The organism is Paenirhizobium selenitireducens ATCC BAA-1503, from assembly GCF_900492185.1.
Lineage (GTDB): Bacteria > Pseudomonadota > Alphaproteobacteria > Rhizobiales > Rhizobiaceae > Allorhizobium > Allorhizobium selenitireducens_A.
Genome location: NZ_UEYP01000004.1, coordinates 46057 through 63887 on the forward strand (window position 1 = coordinate 46057; position 17831 = coordinate 63887).

The following is a 17831-nucleotide window of genomic DNA, read 5'->3' on the forward strand; positions in this document are numbered from 1 at the left end:
GGCCATGCTTTCGGGGCCCCTCATCCGCCTGCCGGCACCTCTACCAGCCCTTCGCTGGTGCTCAGGGCGTTCGTCATTCGAAACGATTCACTGGATCGTTTCGTCGGCTTCGCCGACCATTCCTCACCCCCGTGAACGGGGAGAAGGACCAAATGGCACCGCGCCGGCCGTCCCCTCTACCCGCAGGCGGGGAGAGGGTCAGGGTGAGAGGCAGGTCGTCACTGTCAAAGCCGCTCCTCCGTCTCCGCATCGAACAGCGAGGCGACCGACATGTCGAAGCCGAGGCGCAGGCGCGTGCCGGGGCGATAGCGGCGGGTGCCTGACGTGCGGACCGACATGACGTGGCCGGCGTGTTTCAGCCACAGCAGGTTGTCGGCGCCCATTGGCTCCTCGATGTCGACCGCGGCCTCATGGGCCTCCGCGCCGGCCGGCACTTCGTCGTCGATCAGCACATGCTCCGGACGGATGCCGAGCACGACCTTGCTGCCCGCCGTGAGCGGACCGGCCGCCTCGTAGCCGTCGAGGAAGAAGTCGACGCCATTGGTGGTGAAGATCAGGCCGTTTGCCCGCTCGACCAGTTCGCCGCGCAGGAAGTTCATCGAGGGCGAGCCGATGAAGCCGGCGACGAACAGGTTCTTCGGCCGGTTGTAGATGACCATCGGATCGTCGAGCTGCTGGATCACGCCGCTCTTCATGATGGCGATGCGGTCGGCGAGCGTCAGCGCCTCGATCTGGTCATGGGTGACGTAGATCATCGTGTTCTTCAGCGAATGGTGCAGCCGCTTGATCTCGACGCGCAGTTCCGAGCGCAGCTTGGCGTCGAGGTTGGACAGTGGTTCGTCGAACAGGAAGACGTCAACGTCGCGAACCAGCGCCCGGCCGATCGCCACGCGCTGGCGCTGGCCACCGGAGAGCTCGGCCGGTTTGCGCTTCAGAAGCGGCTCGATCTGCAGGATCTCGGCGGCGCGCGCCACCTTTTCGCGGATCTTGTCTTCCGGAACCTTGGCGACGCGCAGCCCGAAGGACAGGTTCTTCTCCACCGTCATCTGCGGATAGAGCGCGTAGGACTGGAAGACCATGCCGATGCCGCGGTCCTTCGGCTCTTCCCAGGTGACGTTTTTGTCCTTGATGAAGATCTGCCCGTCGGTCGGCTCGAGCAGGCCGGCAATGCAATTGAGAAGTGTGGACTTGCCGCAGCCGGACGAGCCGAGAAGAACGAGAAACTCACCGTCGCGGACCTCCAGATCAAGGTTTTTTAACACGTTGACCGCACCGAAGGACAGGGACAGATCGCGGATGGATACGCTGTTGGACATGAATTAACCCTTCACTGCGCCGGCGGCGATGCCGCGGACAAAAAGCCGGCCGGAAACGAAATAGACGATGAGCGGAACGGCCCCCGTGAGCAGCGTCGCCGCCATGTTGACGTTGTATTCCTTCACGCCCTGGACGGAGTTGACGATGTTGTTGAGCTGTACCGTCATCGGATAGGTGTCGGGTCGGGTGAAGACGACGCCGAACAGGAAGTCGTTCCAGATCCCGGTGATCTGGATGATCATGGCGACGACGAAGATCGGCAGCGACATGGGCAGCATGATCCTGAGGTAGATCTGCCAGAAGCCCGCGCCATCGATGCGCGCCGCCTTGAAGAGTTCGGCCGGCAAGGACGAGAAGTAGTTGCGAAACAGCAGCGTCAGGATCGGCATGCCGAAGATGGTATGGACGATGACCAGACCCGTGAGCGTGCCGTAGATGCCGAGTTCGCGAAGCGCGATGACCACGGGATAGATCATCACCTGGTAGGGAATGAAGGCGCCGATGATGAGGATGGAGAAGAACAGCTCCGAGCCTTTGAACCGCCAGTTGGCGAGCGAATAACCGCTGACCGAGGCGACGAAGATCGACACGACCACCGACGGCACGAGAATGCGCACGGAATTCCAGAAACCGCGCGACAGGCCGTCGCAATTCAAGCCGGTGCACGCCTCGGACCAGGCTTTGACCCAGGGCTCGAATGTGATCTCCATCGGCGGCGAGAAGATATTGCCCATGCGCACTTCGGGCATGCCCTTCAGTGACGTCACCACCATCACGTAGAGCGGCAGCAGGTAGTAGAGCGCCGCGACGAACAGCGTGCCGTAGAGCATGATATTGCGCCTTGAGATGGCGGGCCGCGGACGGCGGCCGCGCGGGCCCGAGACATCGGGCGCGACCGCGTCGAAGCCCGCGCCGACCGTGTTGAGTGTCGAGACGTTAGCCACGCTTCTTACCTCCGAATTCGAGATAGGCCCACGGAATGATGATGATGGCGACGGTGAGCAGCATCATGGTCGAGGCGGCAAAGCCCTGCCCGAGGTTCTGGGCCTGGAACATATAGTCGTAGACGTATTTCGCCGGGACTTCCGAGGCATTGCCCGGCCCGCCGCTCGTCTGGGCGACGACGAGGTCGTAGACCTTAACGATGCCGCTGGCGATGATGACCAGCGTGGTGATGAAGACCGGGCGCATCATCGGGATGACGATGAAGAGATAGGTCCTCCACATCGGGATGCCGTCGACCCGTGCCGCCTTCCAGATATCCTCGTCGATGCCGCGCAGCCCGGCGAGCATCAGGCACATGACGAGCCCTGTCCCCTGCCACAGGCCGGCGATCAGGATGCCGTAGATGACGATATCGGGATCATAGAGCGGATCGAAGCGGAAACTCTCCCAGCCGAGCGACCGGATGATGCCCTGGATGCCGAATTCCGGATTGAGGATCCACTGCCAGACGAGGCCGGTGACGATGAAGGACAGCGCGAAGGGATAGAGGAAGATGGTGCGAAAGGCATTCTCGAACCGGATCTTCTGGTCCATCAGCGCGGCGAGCAGGAAACCGATCACCAGGCTGAAGATCAGCGTCAGGATGCCGTAGATTGCCAGGTTCTGGATCGAGATGATCCAGCGCGACGTGTTCCACAGGCGCTCGTACTGGTCGAAGCCGACGAAGGACAGGCGCGGCAGGAGCTTTGAATTGGTGAAGGAATAGAAGACGGTCCAGACCGAGCCTCCGAAGAAGATTCCGACGGCGATCAGGATCATCGGGATGGAGGCAATCTTGGAATTGAGATTGCGGAAAAGCTGGTTGGGGCGTTTGGCAGGCGCATGACCTGTCATTTCGGTTCCTCCTCGAGCACGTCATCGCAGGACACGAGGCAACGGGCTAAGCATCCGATGCCGGCGGACCTTGCGGGGCCAGGATGTCGCAAGACCCGGCCGGCACCGTGAACCGATGCCGGCCGGATGCGGCCGACTGTCTCAGTCAGCCGAGGAGATGATCTCGGCAAAGCGCTCCTGGGCAGCTTCCGGGCTCATCGACGTGCTGGCGAAGAACTCGGTGAGCAGATCTTCCTTCTGCTTCTGGCTGTCGGCGGAGAGCGCCTGGTCGGTGCTGGTCAGCGCATTGCCCTTGGCGACGATTTCGAGCCCCTTCTTCATGCAGTCGTTGGCGGCCGACAGATCGACATCGCCGCGAACCGGCAGCGAGCCCTTCTTGAGGTTGAAGGCGACCTGGGTCTTCGGATCAAGCATGACCTGGGCCAGAACGTCCTGCGCCTTCGACTTCTCCTCATCCTTCAGCACCGGGAAGTAGAAGGCGTCACCACCCGTGGTGATGTAGGGGCTGACGCCGAGACCCGGCAGGCAGCTGTAGTCCTTTCCGGCGACCTGTCCGGCGATCTGGAATTCGCCTTGCGCCCAGTCCCCCATAACCTGGCCGCCGGCCTTGCCGGTGATCACGAGATTGGTCGCCTGGTTCCAGTCCTGGACATTGCTGCCGGCGGCCATTTCGCGCGCCTGGGCCGCGGCCTGGAAGACCTTCGCCATGTCCGGACCGGCCGCGATGTCGGCATCCTTCTTGACATAGACCCCTTCGAACAGGTCCTTGCCGCCCAGATTGAGCACGAGCGTGTCAAACAGACCACCCGACTGCCAGGCCTGACCGCCGAGGGCGAGCGGCTGCAGACCAGCCTCACGCAACTTGGGCGCGGCGGCGACGAACTCATTCCAGTCCTTCGGCACCGGCACACCGGCCTTTTCGAACGCGGCGTTCGACAGCCACAGCCATTGCCAGGAATGGATGTTGATCGGGGCGCAATAGATCTTGCCGTCGATGGTGCAACTGTCGAGCAGGCTCGAGGGCTTGATGACCTCTTTCCACTTGCCCGCCTCGGCAACCGCGGTCAGATCACGCATCAGACCGGCCTCCACCAGCTCCTGCGCCTGGCGACCGTGGTTGAACTGTGTCGCGCCCATCGGATCGCCACCGGTGATGCGGCTGATCATGATCGGTCGGGCTGTGCTCCCGGCGCCGGCGATCGCCCCGTCGATCCACTTGTTGCCGGTGGCATCAAATGCCTTGGCGAATTCGGCGACCGCGGCCGCCTCGCCGCCGGATGTCCACCAATGGGTGACTTCGAGTTCTGTTGCATTGGCCGCACCCAACGGCAATACGACGCTTGCGACCAAAGCTGCCGCCACGCTACGAAAATTCATGAGTGTCCTCCCTCACTGAAACGATGCCGTAAAAACGTATTCCAATCGATTTAAAGGCGCAACCTCCGCGATGTTAATTTTTTGTTACACCTCCACTTTCCACCCTAGGCAGCACGCAAGCGCAGCATTTGTCGCCCCGGGCGCGAGCAGCGTGAAGCGCCTGACAACCCGATTTTGTCCCTGTTTTTTCCGGCATTTGCCGCGCTGCGGCGGTCTTTTCCGTGCGTTGCGGCAAATTTGCGTAGAATCCAGCATGCCGCCCGCCTCTTAGCCATCAATTCCCCGTATGCGTGCATCACGATTGCCAACCCTGACAAAATCAGGCTCGACAAACTTACTGTATCGTTACAGATTTCTGCTGTTGTTCGTGGTACATTGATCGTCGCATCGCGTTTGCAGGCGGCGTGCGAGCAACTATAATGGCGGCTCAAGGGAAGCGGCGGGGACAGCATGAAAGATGACAAGCCGCGGGACGGACACGGCCCCGCGAAGGAAGGCAAGGAGCGGCCGACGCTCAAGACGATCGCCTTCATGACAGGGCTCGGCATCACCACGGTCTCCCGCGCGCTGAAGGACGCACCCGACATCGGTGCCGAAACCAAGGAGCGGGTCCGAATGGTGGCGCGCCAGCTCGGCTACCAGCCGAACCGCGCCGGCGTGCGCTTGAGGACAGGCAAGACGAACGTCATCGCGCTGGTGCTGAGCATCGACGAGGAGATCATGGGCTTCTCGAGCCAGATGGTCTTCGGCATATCCGAGGTGCTGTCGGCCACACCCTATCATATCGTCGTCACGCCGCATTCGCACAGCAAGGACCCGATGCAGCCGGTGCGATATATCCTCGACACCGGTTCGGCGGACGGCGTCATCATTTCGCGTATCGAACCGGATGACGCACGCGTCAGGCTTCTGAGCGAGCAAAACATGCCGTTCGCTACCCACGGCCGCACCGATGGCAAGATCGTCCACCCCTATCACGACTTCGACAACGAGGCCTATGCCCACCAGGCGGTCGAGCGGCTGGTGGCGCGGGGCCGCAGGCGGATAGCCCTGCTCCAGCCGCCGAGCAAGCTGACCTACTACACCCATACGCGAGCCGGTTTCCAGGCAGGGCTTCGCGCGTTTGGCGCGCAGGAAGTGCCACTCGACGTGACCATCGACACGCCGCTTGCAGAGATCCGCGATGCCGTCGAGGCGCTGATGCGCTCACCGGATGCGCCGAATGGCATCATCTGTTCGTCGGGTAGTGCGGCAATCGCCGTCAATGCCGGGATCGAGGCGGCGGGAAAGCGCGTCGGGCGCGATGTCGACCTGGTGTCGAAACAGTCAGCGCCCATCCTCAACTGGATCCGGCCGGAGATCATCACGGCCCATGAAGACGTGCGCCTCGCCGGCCGGGAACTCGCCAAGGCGGTGATCGCCAGCATCGACGGCGTGGCGCCCGAGATGCTGCAAAGCATCAGCCAGCCGGTCTGGGGCGATTGAGCAGACTGCCGGTCGTCGGCAGGGCTTTTTGCGTGAAGTTTCAACGCGTCGAGAGCATGCGCATCGGGCGTGGCGTCTCTTTCTTCTTCCCAGCGGGGAGAAGTGCCGAACGCAGTGAGGCGATGAGGGGGCCAAGTGGGCCGAGATCAGGTGGCTTCGCCCCCCCTCATCCGGCGCTGCGCGCCACCTTCTCCCCGCTGGGGAGAAGAGGGTCTCAACCATCGCCCTCATCTTCCAACCGTCGCTGACAAAGAACTGCCGGTGGTGTCGCCGACAATCCGAGGCGGTCCGTAACCGACATCGTATCCTTGACGACGTCCCCCCAGATCAGCCGCCCGCACCCCACGGCCCGTGGTGAATGGGAAGACCGTCGATGCGGTCGAAGCCGTGGGCGCCGAAGAAGTCGCGCTGCGCCTGGATGAGGTTGGCGGTTCCGCGGGCCTGCCGGTAGGCGTCGAAATAGGACAGCGCCGAAGAAAGCGCCGGCACCGGGATCCCGGCCGTGACGGCCGCGGCAACGATGCGGCGCAACGACGGCAGGCTTTCCTGCACCATGGCGGAGAAGGCCGGCGTGACGATCAGGTTGGCGACGTCGGGTTGCTCGGTGAACGCCTTGGTTATCTCGTCGAGGAATTGCGAACGGATGATGCAGCCGGCGCGCCAGATGCGGGCAATGGTCGGCATGGGGAGAGACCAGGCGAATTCGCGCGAGGCCTCGGCCATCACGGCAAAGCCCTGGGCATAGGCGGCGATCTTGGCGGCAAACAGCGCCAGTTCAAGGTCTTTCAGCAAGGGTGCACCGTCGGCCATGGGGAAGGCGCAGCGCGGTGTGCCAAAGATCGCCTCGGCCGCCTGACGTTCAGCCTTCATCGACGACAGGCTCCGCGCGGCAACGGCGGCCTCAATCGCGGTTGCCGGCACGCCCATCTGCTGCGCCTCGATCACCGACCACTTACCCGTGCCCTTCTGGCCGGCGCGGTCGAGGATCATGTCGACCAGCGCCTTGCCGGTTTGCGGATCGGCCGCGGCGAGCACCTTTTCCGTGATCTCGATCAGGTAGGAATTGAGCCGACCGGTGTTCCACTGGCCGAAAATTGCGCCGATATCGCCGGCCGACTTGCCGAGCCCGTCGCGCAGGACGCCGTAGATCTCGGCGATCATCTGCATGTCGGCATATTCGATGCCGTTGTGGATGGTCTTGACGAAATGCCCTGCCCCACCCTCGCCCAGCCAGGCGCAGCACGGATCGCCTTCGTAGCGGGCGGCGATCGAGGTGAGCACCTTCTCGACGCGGGCATAGGATTGCCGGGTGCCGCCGACCATGATGGAGGGACCGTGGCGCGCGCCTTCCTCGCCACCGGAAACACCCATGCCGATGAAGGTCAGACCGGTATCCTTCAGCCGGTCGAAGCGGGCGATGGTGTCACGGAAATTGGCGTTGCCGGCATCGATGACGATGTCGCCGCCGGGCAGCAGAGGCCTCAGCGCATCGATCTGCTGGTCGACCGCCTCGCCGGCCTTGATCATGATGATGATCGGCCGCGGCGGACGGATGGCGGCGACGAAGGCTTCGATCGTCTCGCAGCCGACGATATTTTCCGCCAGCGATCCGGCTTCGGAGACGAATTCCGCCGTGCGCGACGGCGTGCGGTTGAACACCGCGATCCGGCTGCCCTTCTCGGCGATGTTGAGCGCCAGGTTGGAGCCCATCACGCCAAGACCGATCAGTCCGATTTCCGCAAGTTCCGTCATGTGTTCCTCGTCGCATGCTATAGATGAGGAACACCTTTTGGCACTCCCAAACGATGCGGACAAGCCGCCCGCGATTGACGGCGGTCAAAATTCCGTGGGCGATATCAATCGCCCGGCTTGTCGTCGTCGTCGGAGAGCACCCGCCAGGCCGCGCCGTCGAGATCCTCATACTGGCCGCTCTTCAACGACCAGAGAAAGGCGAACAGCCCGAGCCCGCCCAGGAAAAGGGCAATCGGGATCAGGTAGATCAGCATGTTCATGAGGCAAGCCTTGCATTCGGGGCGGCAAAGCTGCCACCCGCCGCCAGCTGGACGACGCCGGCATCCTCCTTCAGCGCCAGCCGATTGAGGCGCAACGCGTTGACGACGACGATGATCGACGAGGTCGACATGGCGACGGCGGCGATCAGCGGCGTTGCATAGCCAAGAATGGCGACCGGCACGGCGATGACGTTGTAGCCGATCGCGAGCGCGAAGTTTTCCCGGATCAGGCGGCCGGCACGGCGCGAGGCTTCGATGGCGAAGGCGACCGAATCGAGGTTCTGACGCATGAAGACGAAGTCCGCCGCCTGGCGGCCGATATCGGCAGCCGTCGCCGGTGCGATCGATACATGGGCAGCGGCAAGCGCCGGGGCATCATTGATACCGTCGCCGACCATCAGCAGCTTGTGGCCTTCGGCCTGAACCCTGGTGCAGAATTCCGCCTTGTCGCGCGGCGCAAGCTCGGCCTTCCAGTTGTCGATGCCGAGGCGGTTGGCCAGCGCGGACACGACACCGGCGCGGTCGCCGGACAGGATGCCGAGGGAGAACCCCTCGCCCTTGAGCCGCGCGATTGCCTTTTCAGCCCCCGGCCGCAGCGTGTCTTCGAAACGGAACGCCTGGAGTTCGCGGCCGTCAAGCGACAGCACGACCTCGGAATAGCCGTGATCGCCCGTCTCGCAGGCGGTTTCGGCGCAGGCGAACTTGCGGCTGCCGAGGCGGTAGACGCCTTCCGGACCTTCGGCCTCGACACCGGCGCCGGGAATTTCGCGAACGGAATCGATCATCCGCACGGGTCCGGTTGCCGCGCGCCACAGGGCTTGCGACAAAGGATGGCGGGAATGCCGGGCAAGTCCGGCCGCGATCGCGAAGGAGGCGGCATCGATCGCCGAGGCATCGACAAGTTGCGGCCTGCCGAGCGTCAGCGTGCCTGTCTTGTCGAAGGCGATCGAATCGATCTCGGCCAGCCGCTCCATGGCGGAGCCGTCCTTGACCATGATGCCGGCCTTGAACAGGCGGCCGGCCGCGACGACCTGTACCACCGGAACGGCGAGACCCAGCGCGCAGGGGCAGGTAATGATCAGCACGGCGACGGCCACCAGCAGCGCATGTTTCCAGTCGCCATCGTAGAAGCCCCAGCCGAAGAAGGTGAACAGCGCGGTCAGATGCACGGCGGGCGCATAATATTGCGCAGCGCGGTCGGCGATCCGGCGATAGCGCGCCCGGCCACCTTCCGCCGCCTCCATCAGGTTGATGACCTCGGCCAGGAAGGAATTCTTCGCCGTCGCCGTGGCCTCGATGACCAGGGAACCGGTGAGGCTCAATGTCCCCGCCTGGACAGGATCGCCGATGGCGACCTGCTGGGGCGCGCTTTCGCCATTGATGATCGACACGTCCATGTCGCTGGCGCCGATGACGATCACGCCGTCGACCGGGATACGGTCACCGGCCGCGACCGCCACGCGGTCTCCCACGCGCACCTCTTCCAGCGCCCGATACTCGCGCGAACCGTCTTTGCCCACGACCATGGCGCCGCGCGGAGAGAGCCGGGCCAGACCGCTGATCGCCGAGCGGGCGCGGTCGCGCATGATGTGGTCGAGCGTGCGGCCGATCAGCAGGAAGAACAGCAGGGAGGCGGTCGCGTCGAAATAGGCATGCTCGCCGTGATGGATCGTTTCCCACAGCGAGATGAAATAGGAGAGCGTGATGCCGATGGCGATCGGAACATCCATGTTGCTGCGGCCGTGTTTCAGGGCATTCCAGGCGGACTGGTAGAAGAACCGTCCGGCATAGATCAGCGCGGGTGCGGCGATCATCGCCGAAATCCAGTGGAACATGTCGCGTGTCGAGGCATCGGCGCCCGACCAGACCGAAACCGACAACAGCATGATGTTGGTCGCGGCAAAGCCGGAAACGGCGACGGCGCGGATCAACTGGTTTCGCAGCGAGTCGGAGGCCTCCTCCGCCGCGGTGAACAGATGCGATTCATAGCCGGTCGCCGCGATGGCACGGGCGAACTCGACCGGATCGGTCGCGGCTCCCTCCATCTGATCCTTCCAGACGACGGAGACGCGTTTGGTCGACAGATTGACCCGGGCGCGTTCCACTTCCGGCCGGGCGCGCAGCGCCCGCTCGATCGTGCTGATGCAGGTGCCGCAATGCACGGCGGGGACGCTGAGGTCGGTCTGCAACAGCCCCTGCCCCAGATCCCGGCTCGCAAGCCTCAACTCTTCCGCCGTCGGAAGGGCATGGCCCGCACGCTCCATGTCGAGCGCGCCTTCGGTTCCCGCTGCGCAGCAGCTCATTTGCCCTCTCCGGTCACAGCGATGCGATTGGCTTCGTGCATGATGGTTTCACCGTCCTTGACGGCGATGATCTCGACGATCCAGTTACCGGGCAGGACCTGGCGGGACGCCTCGTAGACGCCGGCGCCGGCCGGTTCAAGCTCGGTGACAAAATCCTGATGCTCGCCGACCGGCCGCTTGAAGTGGGCGGTCACCTTGTCGGCCAGCACCGGCTTGTCGCCCGGCATGGCGAGACCATAGCGGATGCTGTCGTCCTTGACCGCGAGCGTGCCCTTGATGCCCGTGGACAGCATGGCGCGAATGCCCGCCGCCTTGCCGTTGAATTCCTGGCTGGCGATGTAGGTGTTCTTCACCACCAGCCCGCTCCAGGTCGAGGTCGCGAGGTAGGCCATGGTGAAGTTGACGGTGATGATCGTGCCGAAGAACAGCAGCATCGCCGCCAGCATGTGCCAACCGGTGAAGACGAAGGATGGCTTGTCGCTTTGCATGGTCATTTCCTTGCTGCCGGGCCGAAGAAGACGGCGTCATAGGTGTCCTGCTCGTCGCCGCCTTCGTCCTTGACGACGAATTCAAAGTCCTCGGCCTGCTCCTCCAGCCGGCCGGCCGGAAGGGTGACGAAGACCTTGAGGGTGGTGGCCTGATCCGGTTCGGCCGAGACCGAGAACGTGCGGACCTGTTCTTCCGTCACACCATTCACCTTCATCGTCGCATCGGGCAAACCATCGAGCGACACGCTGATAGTGCGCGGTTGCGGGATCATGTTCAAGATGCGGACGGTGTAGCCATTGCGAATGGAACCATCGGACTCCAGCACAAATTGCGGGTTGCGGTCGTGCAGGACGTTGACCTCGAGCCGGTCGCGGCTGAGCAGTGCCACCAGCAGGCCGATACCGACCGCGCTCCAGACGCCCATGTAAAGGAGCGTGCGCGGGCGGAAGATGATCTTCCAGTCGAAGTGACGAATGGTATCGACGAAGTTGCCGTTGGCGTCACGCACCTTGTGCGGGTCGATCGGCGTGGTGCCGCCGGCGGTGGCGAGCGCCATATTGCCCTGGTACTCGTCGAGCGTCGCATAGGCAATCAGGCCGCGCGGCTTGCCGATCTTGTCCATGACGCTGTCGCAGGCGTCGATGCACAAGGCGCAGGTGATGCATTCGAGCTGCTGGCCGTCGCGGATGTCGATACCCATCGGACAGACGGCCACGCAGGCATTGCAGTCGACGCAGTCGCCGACGGCAAGGCCCGCGGCGGCGGCCTTCTTCGACCCGCGGGTGCGTGGCTCGCCGCGCCAGTCGTTATAGGTGACGACCAGCGAATTCTCATCCAGCATGGCCGCCTGGATGCGTGGCCAGGGGCACATGTAGACGCATACCTGCTCGCGCATCAGACCGCCGAAGACATAGGTCGTGGCCGTGAGTACGGCGACGGTGATGTAGGCGACAGGCTGCGCATAGCCGGTGGCAAAGTCGACGGCCAGCGTCGGCGCGTCGGCAAAATAGAAGATCCAGGCACCACCGGTGGCGACCGCGATCGCCAGCCATATGGCGTGCTTGGATACGCGCTTGGCGATCTTGTCGAAGGTCCAGGGCGCGGTCTCCAGCTTCATCCGGGCGTTGCGATCACCTTCGATGGCGCGTTCCACCACCAGGAAGAGATCGACCCAGACCGTCTGGGGACAGGTATAGCCGCACCAGGCGCGGCCGACGGCGGAGGTAATGAGGAACAGACCGAAGCCCGCCATGACCAGCAGGCCGGCGACGAAGAAGAACTCCTGCGGCCAGATTTCGATGAAGAAGAAGTAGAAGCGACGGTGGGCGAGATCGATGAGGACCGCCTGGTCCGGAGCATAGGGTCCGCGATCCCAGCGCAGCCACGGCGTCAGGTAGTAGATGCCCAGCGTGACCAGCATGACCAGCCACTTGAACTGGCGAAAACGCCCCTCGGCCCGTTTTGGAAAAATCTTCTTGCGCGCCTCGTAGAGCGGGCGGCGCACCTTTGCCGACATGACCGGTTCGGCCTCGTGGCGCTCGACTTCGACGGGTTCGCCCGCCCTGTTGTTCTCAGATTGAAGATTCATCGATGGACCTCTATTCCTAGGGCTCTTCTCCCATGCGCCACCATAGCCTACCTTGACTTATATCAAGCAGCGGCGAAGCGTCGCAATGCGAACTGTTTGCATTAAAAATCACGGTTCGTGGGTTGTTCCTGCCCGGATGCGCGGGCTCGGCTCTTTTATCCGGGTGTTTATCCGCGAAACAAAAGACCACGCCGGCCGGCGTGGTCGATTGCGGCATATTGCCCGGCGGTGGAAGGACGACGGCCTCGAAAGGCCGTCGCCCGTGTCGCTTTATTCGCCGCCGCCGAGCGAGTGAACGTAGACGGCCAGCTGCTTGACGGTCGCATCGCCAAGGCGGGCGCCCCAGGCGGGCATGACGCCATGCTTGGGACCCGCAACCTGCTGCGCAATGCCGGCCTCGTCGCTCACTCTCAGCCAGATGGCATCGGCGAGATTGGGCGCACCGAAATCGCGACCGCCCTTGGCGTCTTCGCCGTGGCAGGAGGCGCAGTTTTCGGCAAACACGGTCTTGCCGGGTTCGACCATGGCGGCATCGGCCGGCGTGCCCGTCAGGCTGACGACATAGGCAGCAACCTGCTTGATCTGCTCGGCATCCAGAATGTCGGCAAAGGCCGGCATTTCGGAGACGCGCGTGTCAGGATCGCCTTCGTAGCGAATGCCATGGGCGAGCGTGGTGTGGATCGCTTCAAGATCGCCACCCCACAGCCAGTCGTCGTCGTTGAGGTTCGGATAGCCGGCACCGCCCTGCGCGCCCGAGCCGTGGCACGGCGAGCAGTTGACCTTGAAGGCGGCAGCGCCGCCAGCGGTGGCGAACTGCGCCAGTGCCGGGTCGGCAACGATCTCGGCAAGCGGCATGGAGGCAATCTTCTCCAGATAGACCGACTGCGCGGCCTTGGCATCGCCAAGCTCGGCTGCCACCTCTGCACGGCTGGAATAGCCGAGCAAGCCCTTGGTGTTTTCCTTGAGCAACGGCCAGGCCGGATAGGCAATCGTGTAGCCGATCGCCCAGACGATGGTCATGTAAAAGGTCCACACCCACCAGCGCGGCATCGGGTTGTTGAGCTCGCGGATTCCGTCCCACTCATGGCCAGTGGTTTCGACGCCACTGATTTCGTCAATATGTTTCTCAGACATCTCTTAGTCCTCCTTGAGGGGGATGCTTGCCGCTTCGTCGGCGGATTTCTTGCCGCCAGGCCGGAAGGTGAAGACGATGACGCCGACGAAGAACAGTGCCATCGCCAGCAGGCCCCAGCTGTCCGCGAAGTGACGCATGGCCGTATAGGTTTCCATGTTCGTCCCTCCTCAGCGATAGCCGGTGGCGTCGTCATAGGTGGTGAAATCGACCAGCGTGCCGAGCATCTGGAGATAGGCGACGAGCGCGTCCATTTCCGTCAGTGCGGCGGGATTGCCGTCGAAGTCGCCGACCTTGGCTTTCGGATAGCGAGCCAAGAGGCCCGCGGTATCCGCGTTCGGATCAGCCTGGGCGGCAAGGTCCGCCTCGGCATTTTCCAGCATCTCGTCGCTATAAGGCACGCCCACTGTGCGGTTGGCCTTCAGCTCCATCGTGACGTTGGAGATCTTGAGCGGCGTCGTCTTGAGGAAGGCGTAGCTCGGCATGATCGATTCCGGCACGACGTCGCGCGGCTCGGTCAGGTGCTGGACGTGCCATTCGTTGGAATAGCGATCGCCGACGCGGGCCAGATCCGGGCCCGTACGCTTGGAACCCCACTGGAACGGATGGTCGTACATCGACTCCGCAGCCAGCGAATAGTGACCATAGCGCTCCACTTCGTCGCGGAACGGACGGATCATCTGGCTGTGACAGACGTAGCAGCCCTCGCGAATGTAGATGTTGCGACCGGCCAGTTCGAGCGGCGCGTAGGGACGCATGCCCTCTACCTTTTCGATGGTGTTCTCAAGGTAGAAGAGCGGTGCGATTTCCACGATGCCACCGATCGAAACGACCAGCAGGGAGCCGAGAAGCAGAAGGCTGGAGTTCTTCTCGAGGATTTGGTGTTTATCAAGAATAGACATGGATAGCCTTCCTCTCATTCAGCCGGCTGGACGGCGGCGGGGGCGACGGAACCCTGGATGGGCGCTTCCTGACGCTCGTAGCCGAGGATCGTCATGAGCACGTTGTAGGCCATGATGACGCCACCAACGAGGTACATGGCACCGCCGACGGCGCGCAGCACGTAGTAGGGGTACATGGCGGCGACCGACTCGGCGAACGAATAGACCAGGAAGCCCTGCTCATCGTATTCACGCCACATCAGACCCTGCTGGATGCCGGCGACCCACAGAACGGCGGCGTAGACGACGATGCCCAGGGTTGCGAGCCAGAAGTGCCAGTTGACCATGCGCATGGAGTAGAGCCGGTTGCGGTTCCAAAGCTTGGGCGTCAGGTAGTAGACGGCACCGAAGGTGATCATGCCGACCCAGCCGAGCGCGCCGGAATGCACGTGACCGATCGTCCAGTCGGTATAGTGGCTGAGCGAGTTGACGGCCTTGATCGACATCATCGGACCTTCGAAGGTCGACATGCCGTAGAAGGCGATGGCGATGACCATCATGCGGATGATCGGGTCGGTGCGGATCTTGTCCCAGGCGCCCGAGAGCGTCATCAGACCGTTGATCATGCCGCCCCAGGAAGGCATCCAAAGCATGATGGAGAAGACCATGCCGAGCGTCTGTGCCCAGTCCGGCAGAGCCGTATAGTGCAGGTGGTGCGGGCCGGCCCAGATGTACATGAAGATCAGGGCCCAGAAGTGGATGATCGACAGGCGGTAGGAATAGACCGGGCGACCGGCCTGCTTCGGCACGAAATAGTACATCATGCCGAGGAAGCCGGCGGTGAGGAAGAAGCCCACCGCGTTATGGCCGTACCACCACTGGGTCAGCGCGTCCTGAACGCCGGAGAAGGCCGAATAGCTCTTCACGCCGAGGAACGAGACGGGGATCGCCAGGTTGTTGACGATATGCAGCATCGCAATGGTGACGATGAATGACAGGTAGAACCAGTTGGCCACATAGATGTGACTTTCGCGCCGGGTCATGATCGTGCCGAGGAAGCTGATCAGGTAGGCGACCCAGACGATGGTGAGCCAGATGTCGACATACCATTCCGGTTCGGCATATTCGCGGCTCTGGGTAATGCCGAGAAGATAGCCGGTCGCTGCCATGACGATGAACAGCTGATAGCCCCAGAAGACGAACCAGCCGAGCGAGCCGCCGAACAGCCGCTGGCGCGAGGTGCGCTGAACGACATAGAAGGAGGTGGCGATCAGCGCATTGCCGCCGAAGGCGAAAATGACGGCCGAGGTGTGCAGCGGACGCATCCGGCCGAAGTTGAACCACGGCTCGATGTTGAGATCCGGGAAGGCCAGCTGGAGCGCCACGACGACGCCCACCAGGAAGCCGACCACACCCCAGAACACCGTGGCGATCACGCCGTACTTGACGACTTCGTCAAAGTATTCCGACTTGATCTGTGCGGCGGTCTTGACGTTGACCGGTGCGAACTTCATGCGACGAAGCATGACGATGGTGCCGGCGGCCAGCACGAAGAACGCGACCCACATGTGAGCCGCGAACAGGCTGTCGTGGGCAAAGGCGACCCCGAGCAGCGCGGCGAAGGCAAGAACCGCCATCACCATTGTTTCTAACGTGTAATTCATTGTTGGTATCCCCCAACGCTTGCTGATCATTCACGAACGGACCCCCCGCAGGGATTCCCTCCGCTTCGTGTGCAGAGTTCGCATTCCGGCTGACAATCCACCTTGATCCAAATCAATGCAAGCGGGGACTGAATTACGGAACAATGCGATTAAGCTTTCCAATCTGCGATTTGCAGCCTCGATACCATGCGTCATCACATCGCATCCCGAGGGGACAGACTATTTTTGGGCAGGAGCGTCCGGCGGATTCCGACCCGGACGAGAACGAAAGCTCGGGAGAACGGCAATGCAGGCAAAATCAATGGACAAACACCCGGAAAACATCGCGAAACAGTTTGTCCCGGACGGCATCGCCAATCCCTGCCGCCGTTCCCTTGCCTGGCTGCGCGGGGCGCACGAGGAACAGTTGGCGCTATGCGGCGAACTGGAGGAGATCGCCGATTCACTACCGGCCAACGTCAACAGGCAAAAATGCATCTACGCGGCAAAATCGCTCGGCCCGCTGATCAAGGGCGTGCATCACTATGAGGAGAACATCCTCTACCCCTGGCTCGAAAGCTCCAGCCAGAACCTGGACCACATGCGCGAAACCCTCGACCGACTGAAATTCGAGCACTTCGAGGATGAATGTTTCGCCGAGGAACTGACCGACGCCTTGTTGAAACTCGGTTCCGGCAGCGCCGTCAACATGGAAGCGGTGGGCTACATGCTGCGCGGATTTTTCGAAGGCATCCGGCGCCACATCGCCTTCGAGCGCGAATACCTGCTGCAGCGCCTGCCGGACGATATCGGGCTTAACGGCCAAAGCTGACCTTAGTACCCTCCCCGAAAAAGTGCTTGTCGCAAGGCGAGCGCGAATTCCCGGCCCGCAGGCTCAGGCAGCGATGCCGTCCGCCAGGCGATGCTCGTCCAGCAGCGTCATGATCGCACCGATCACGTCGCCCCGCGGCGAGCGCAAGGGTGCGGCGCGCCCCTGAACGGCCAGACCCTGCCCAACCCCTCTCCACCCGAAGGAGACTTCCGACCGTTCACCGGAGAAGCACCGGCCGAGCTGTTGGCGAATTTCCTGGGCGACCGTCCCATCGTCGACGAAATCGAACAGATTGCGCCCGACCAGTTCGAGTTGGGTCGCCGCCAGCAGGTCCGCATGGGCGCGATTGGCATAGAGATAGCGACAGTCGAGCGTGACCACCGCGACACGGTCAGGCATGTTGTCGAGAATCGACTCGTTGAGGTAACCGTCCTCGCCTTCCAAACGGGCGGCGAAACCGACGTTTTCCGCCGCAGTTTCAGGTAGCGCCTGCCGCGCACCGTCGCCGAAATAGCGATCCAGAAGAATGGAAAGAACGGCCGCGTGCCGCTGGACGCAGGATCGGTCGTCGGCGTCCTCGCGAATGAGGTTCCCAACGAAGCGCAACTGCATGTGGATCTCCGCCATGTCGCGGGCGTGATAATCGACGACGGACGCGATCAGCGGATCGAGTTCCCGGTCGAGGAGCCTGACGAGATGATCGTCACCGACGCGTATGGCCTGCTGAAGCTGCGTGTTCTTCAGGGAAACCGCCTCGAACAACGGAAGAAGATTGGGATAAGAGAGATCGGATGCCACTTTGACAGCTGTCCTGTTGAACGCGAACGAAGACATTCGATATCGGCAGCCGTCCGGACATACAGCCACGACGCGTATCGACATGGAAACATTGCCCGGCTGGTAACATGAATGATTCTCACGTTCAATCGCCTA

General features: G+C 62.7%; 16 protein-coding genes. 2 read left to right on the forward strand and 14 right to left on the reverse strand.

Translation table 11 applies throughout. The features are described 5' to 3' along the window. Nucleotides 1-224 precede the first annotated feature (224 nt). The 4 genes from RHIZ70P_RS08830 to RHIZ70P_RS08845 form a co-directional block, all read right to left on the reverse strand. Nucleotides 225-1316: an ABC transporter ATP-binding protein gene (locus RHIZ70P_RS08830; RefSeq protein WP_115670041.1), complete on the reverse strand. Its 1092-nt coding sequence runs from the start codon at nt 1314-1316 to the stop codon at nt 225-227. A gap of 3 nt (nt 1317-1319) precedes the next feature. Beyond that, the gene (locus RHIZ70P_RS08835; RefSeq protein ID WP_115670042.1) at nt 1320-2261 is read right to left on the reverse strand and encodes a carbohydrate ABC transporter permease; all 942 of its coding nucleotides are present in this window, start codon (nt 2259-2261) and stop codon (nt 1320-1322) included. Continuing rightward, a complete protein-coding gene (locus tag RHIZ70P_RS08840) occupies nt 2254-3156 on the reverse strand; it encodes a carbohydrate ABC transporter permease (protein WP_115670043.1) in 903 nt (300 codons plus the stop codon). The genes RHIZ70P_RS08835 and RHIZ70P_RS08840 overlap by 8 nt, the downstream gene beginning before the upstream one ends. 141 nt (nt 3157-3297) lie before the next feature. Then, nucleotides 3298-4533 carry an ABC transporter substrate-binding protein gene (locus tag RHIZ70P_RS08845; RefSeq protein WP_115670044.1) on the reverse strand — a complete coding sequence of 412 codons (1236 nt, stop codon included), beginning with the start codon at nt 4531-4533 and terminating at the stop codon, nt 3298-3300. A 450-nt stretch (nt 4534-4983) separates the two neighbouring features. Here RHIZ70P_RS08845 and RHIZ70P_RS08850 point away from each other — a divergent pair, with 450 nt between their 5' ends. Further along, nucleotides 4984-6018, forward strand: a complete 1035-nt coding sequence (locus RHIZ70P_RS08850; RefSeq protein WP_115670045.1) for a LacI family transcriptional regulator — start codon at nt 4984-4986, stop codon at nt 6016-6018. 327 nt (nt 6019-6345) lie between these two features. Here the strand turns inward: RHIZ70P_RS08850 and gndA are convergent, their stop codons facing one another. The 9 genes from gndA to ccoN form a co-directional block, all read right to left on the reverse strand. Then, nucleotides 6346-7770 carry an NADP-dependent phosphogluconate dehydrogenase gene (gene gndA / locus RHIZ70P_RS08855; protein WP_115670046.1) on the reverse strand — a complete coding sequence of 475 codons (1425 nt, stop codon included), beginning with the start codon at nt 7768-7770 and terminating at the stop codon, nt 6346-6348. A 104-nt stretch (nt 7771-7874) separates the two neighbouring features. Beyond that, a complete protein-coding gene (ccoS, locus tag RHIZ70P_RS08860; protein ID WP_115670047.1) occupies nt 7875-8030 on the reverse strand; it encodes a cbb3-type cytochrome oxidase assembly protein CcoS in 156 nt (51 codons plus the stop codon). Beyond that, complete coding sequence (locus RHIZ70P_RS08865; protein WP_115670048.1) at nt 8027-10333, reverse strand: cation-translocating P-type ATPase; 2307 nt, start codon at nt 10331-10333, stop codon at nt 8027-8029. The genes ccoS and RHIZ70P_RS08865 overlap by 4 nt, the downstream gene beginning before the upstream one ends. Continuing rightward, a complete protein-coding gene (locus RHIZ70P_RS08870; protein WP_115670049.1) occupies nt 10330-10827 on the reverse strand; it encodes a FixH family protein in 498 nt (165 codons plus the stop codon). The genes RHIZ70P_RS08865 and RHIZ70P_RS08870 overlap by 4 nt, the downstream gene beginning before the upstream one ends. Further along, nucleotides 10824-12410 carry a cytochrome c oxidase accessory protein CcoG gene (gene ccoG, locus RHIZ70P_RS08875; protein ID WP_115670050.1) on the reverse strand — a complete coding sequence of 529 codons (1587 nt, stop codon included), beginning with the start codon at nt 12408-12410 and terminating at the stop codon, nt 10824-10826. Before ccoG ends, RHIZ70P_RS08870 begins: the two co-directional genes overlap by 4 nt. A 270-nt stretch (nt 12411-12680) precedes the next feature. Next, on the reverse strand, nt 12681-13544 hold the full coding sequence (gene ccoP / locus RHIZ70P_RS08880; protein WP_115670051.1) for a cytochrome-c oxidase, cbb3-type subunit III: 864 nt from the start codon (nt 13542-13544) through the stop codon (nt 12681-12683). 3 nt (nt 13545-13547) lie between these two features. Next, nucleotides 13548-13700, reverse strand: a complete 153-nt coding sequence (locus RHIZ70P_RS08885) for a cbb3-type cytochrome c oxidase subunit 3 (protein ID WP_115670052.1) — start codon at nt 13698-13700, stop codon at nt 13548-13550. A gap of 12 nt (nt 13701-13712) precedes the next feature. Continuing rightward, nucleotides 13713-14444 (reverse strand): cytochrome-c oxidase, cbb3-type subunit II, encoded by a 732-nt coding sequence (ccoO, locus tag RHIZ70P_RS08890; RefSeq protein ID WP_115670053.1) that lies wholly within the window; start codon nt 14442-14444, stop codon nt 13713-13715. A 14-nt stretch (nt 14445-14458) separates the two neighbouring features. After that, nucleotides 14459-16087: a cytochrome-c oxidase, cbb3-type subunit I gene (gene ccoN, locus RHIZ70P_RS08895; protein WP_115670054.1), complete on the reverse strand. Its 1629-nt coding sequence runs from the start codon at nt 16085-16087 to the stop codon at nt 14459-14461. Between the two features lie 286 nt (nt 16088-16373). Between ccoN and RHIZ70P_RS08900 the strand changes: the two genes are divergently transcribed. Continuing rightward, on the forward strand, nt 16374-16898 hold the full coding sequence (locus tag RHIZ70P_RS08900; RefSeq protein ID WP_235842190.1) for a hemerythrin domain-containing protein: 525 nt from the start codon (nt 16374-16376) through the stop codon (nt 16896-16898). Between the two features lie 63 nt (nt 16899-16961). On the opposite strand, the gene RHIZ70P_RS08905 is transcribed toward RHIZ70P_RS08900, so the two are convergent. Next, on the reverse strand, nt 16962-17696 hold the full coding sequence (locus RHIZ70P_RS08905) for a PAS domain-containing protein (protein ID WP_115670056.1): 735 nt from the start codon (nt 17694-17696) through the stop codon (nt 16962-16964). Nucleotides 17697-17831: the final 135 nt, after the last annotated feature.

Excerpts from the sequence above, each read along its gene's own strand:
- RHIZ70P_RS08845 (WP_115670044.1), bottom strand. The coding sequence starts at position 4,533 with ATGAATTTTCGTAGCGTGGCGGCAGCTTTGGTCGCAAGCGTCGTATTG.
- RHIZ70P_RS08885 (WP_115670052.1), bottom strand. The coding sequence starts at position 13,700 with ATGGAAACCTATACGGCCATGCGTCACTTCGCGGACAGCTGGGGCCTG.
- RHIZ70P_RS08840 (WP_115670043.1), bottom strand. The coding sequence starts at position 3,156 with ATGACAGGTCATGCGCCTGCCAAACGCCCCAACCAGCTTTTCCGCAAT.
- ccoG (WP_115670050.1), bottom strand. The coding sequence starts at position 12,410 with ATGAATCTTCAATCTGAGAACAACAGGGCGGGCGAACCCGTCGAAGTC.
- ccoS (WP_115670047.1), bottom strand. The coding sequence starts at position 8,030 with ATGAACATGCTGATCTACCTGATCCCGATTGCCCTTTTCCTGGGCGGG.
- RHIZ70P_RS08850 (WP_115670045.1), top strand. The coding sequence starts at position 4,984 with ATGAAAGATGACAAGCCGCGGGACGGACACGGCCCCGCGAAGGAAGGC.
- RHIZ70P_RS08830 (WP_115670041.1), bottom strand. The coding sequence starts at position 1,316 with ATGTCCAACAGCGTATCCATCCGCGATCTGTCCCTGTCCTTCGGTGCG.
- ccoO (WP_115670053.1), bottom strand. The coding sequence starts at position 14,444 with ATGTCTATTCTTGATAAACACCAAATCCTCGAGAAGAACTCCAGCCTT.
- ccoN (WP_115670054.1), bottom strand. The coding sequence starts at position 16,087 with ATGAATTACACGTTAGAAACAATGGTGATGGCGGTTCTTGCCTTCGCC.
- ccoP (WP_115670051.1), bottom strand. The coding sequence starts at position 13,544 with ATGTCTGAGAAACATATTGACGAAATCAGTGGCGTCGAAACCACTGGC.
- RHIZ70P_RS08900 (WP_235842190.1), top strand. The coding sequence starts at position 16,374 with ATGCAGGCAAAATCAATGGACAAACACCCGGAAAACATCGCGAAACAG.
- RHIZ70P_RS08865 (WP_115670048.1), bottom strand. The coding sequence starts at position 10,333 with ATGAGCTGCTGCGCAGCGGGAACCGAAGGCGCGCTCGACATGGAGCGT.
- RHIZ70P_RS08870 (WP_115670049.1), bottom strand. The coding sequence starts at position 10,827 with ATGACCATGCAAAGCGACAAGCCATCCTTCGTCTTCACCGGTTGGCAC.
- gndA (WP_115670046.1), bottom strand. The coding sequence starts at position 7,770 with ATGACGGAACTTGCGGAAATCGGACTGATCGGTCTTGGCGTGATGGGC.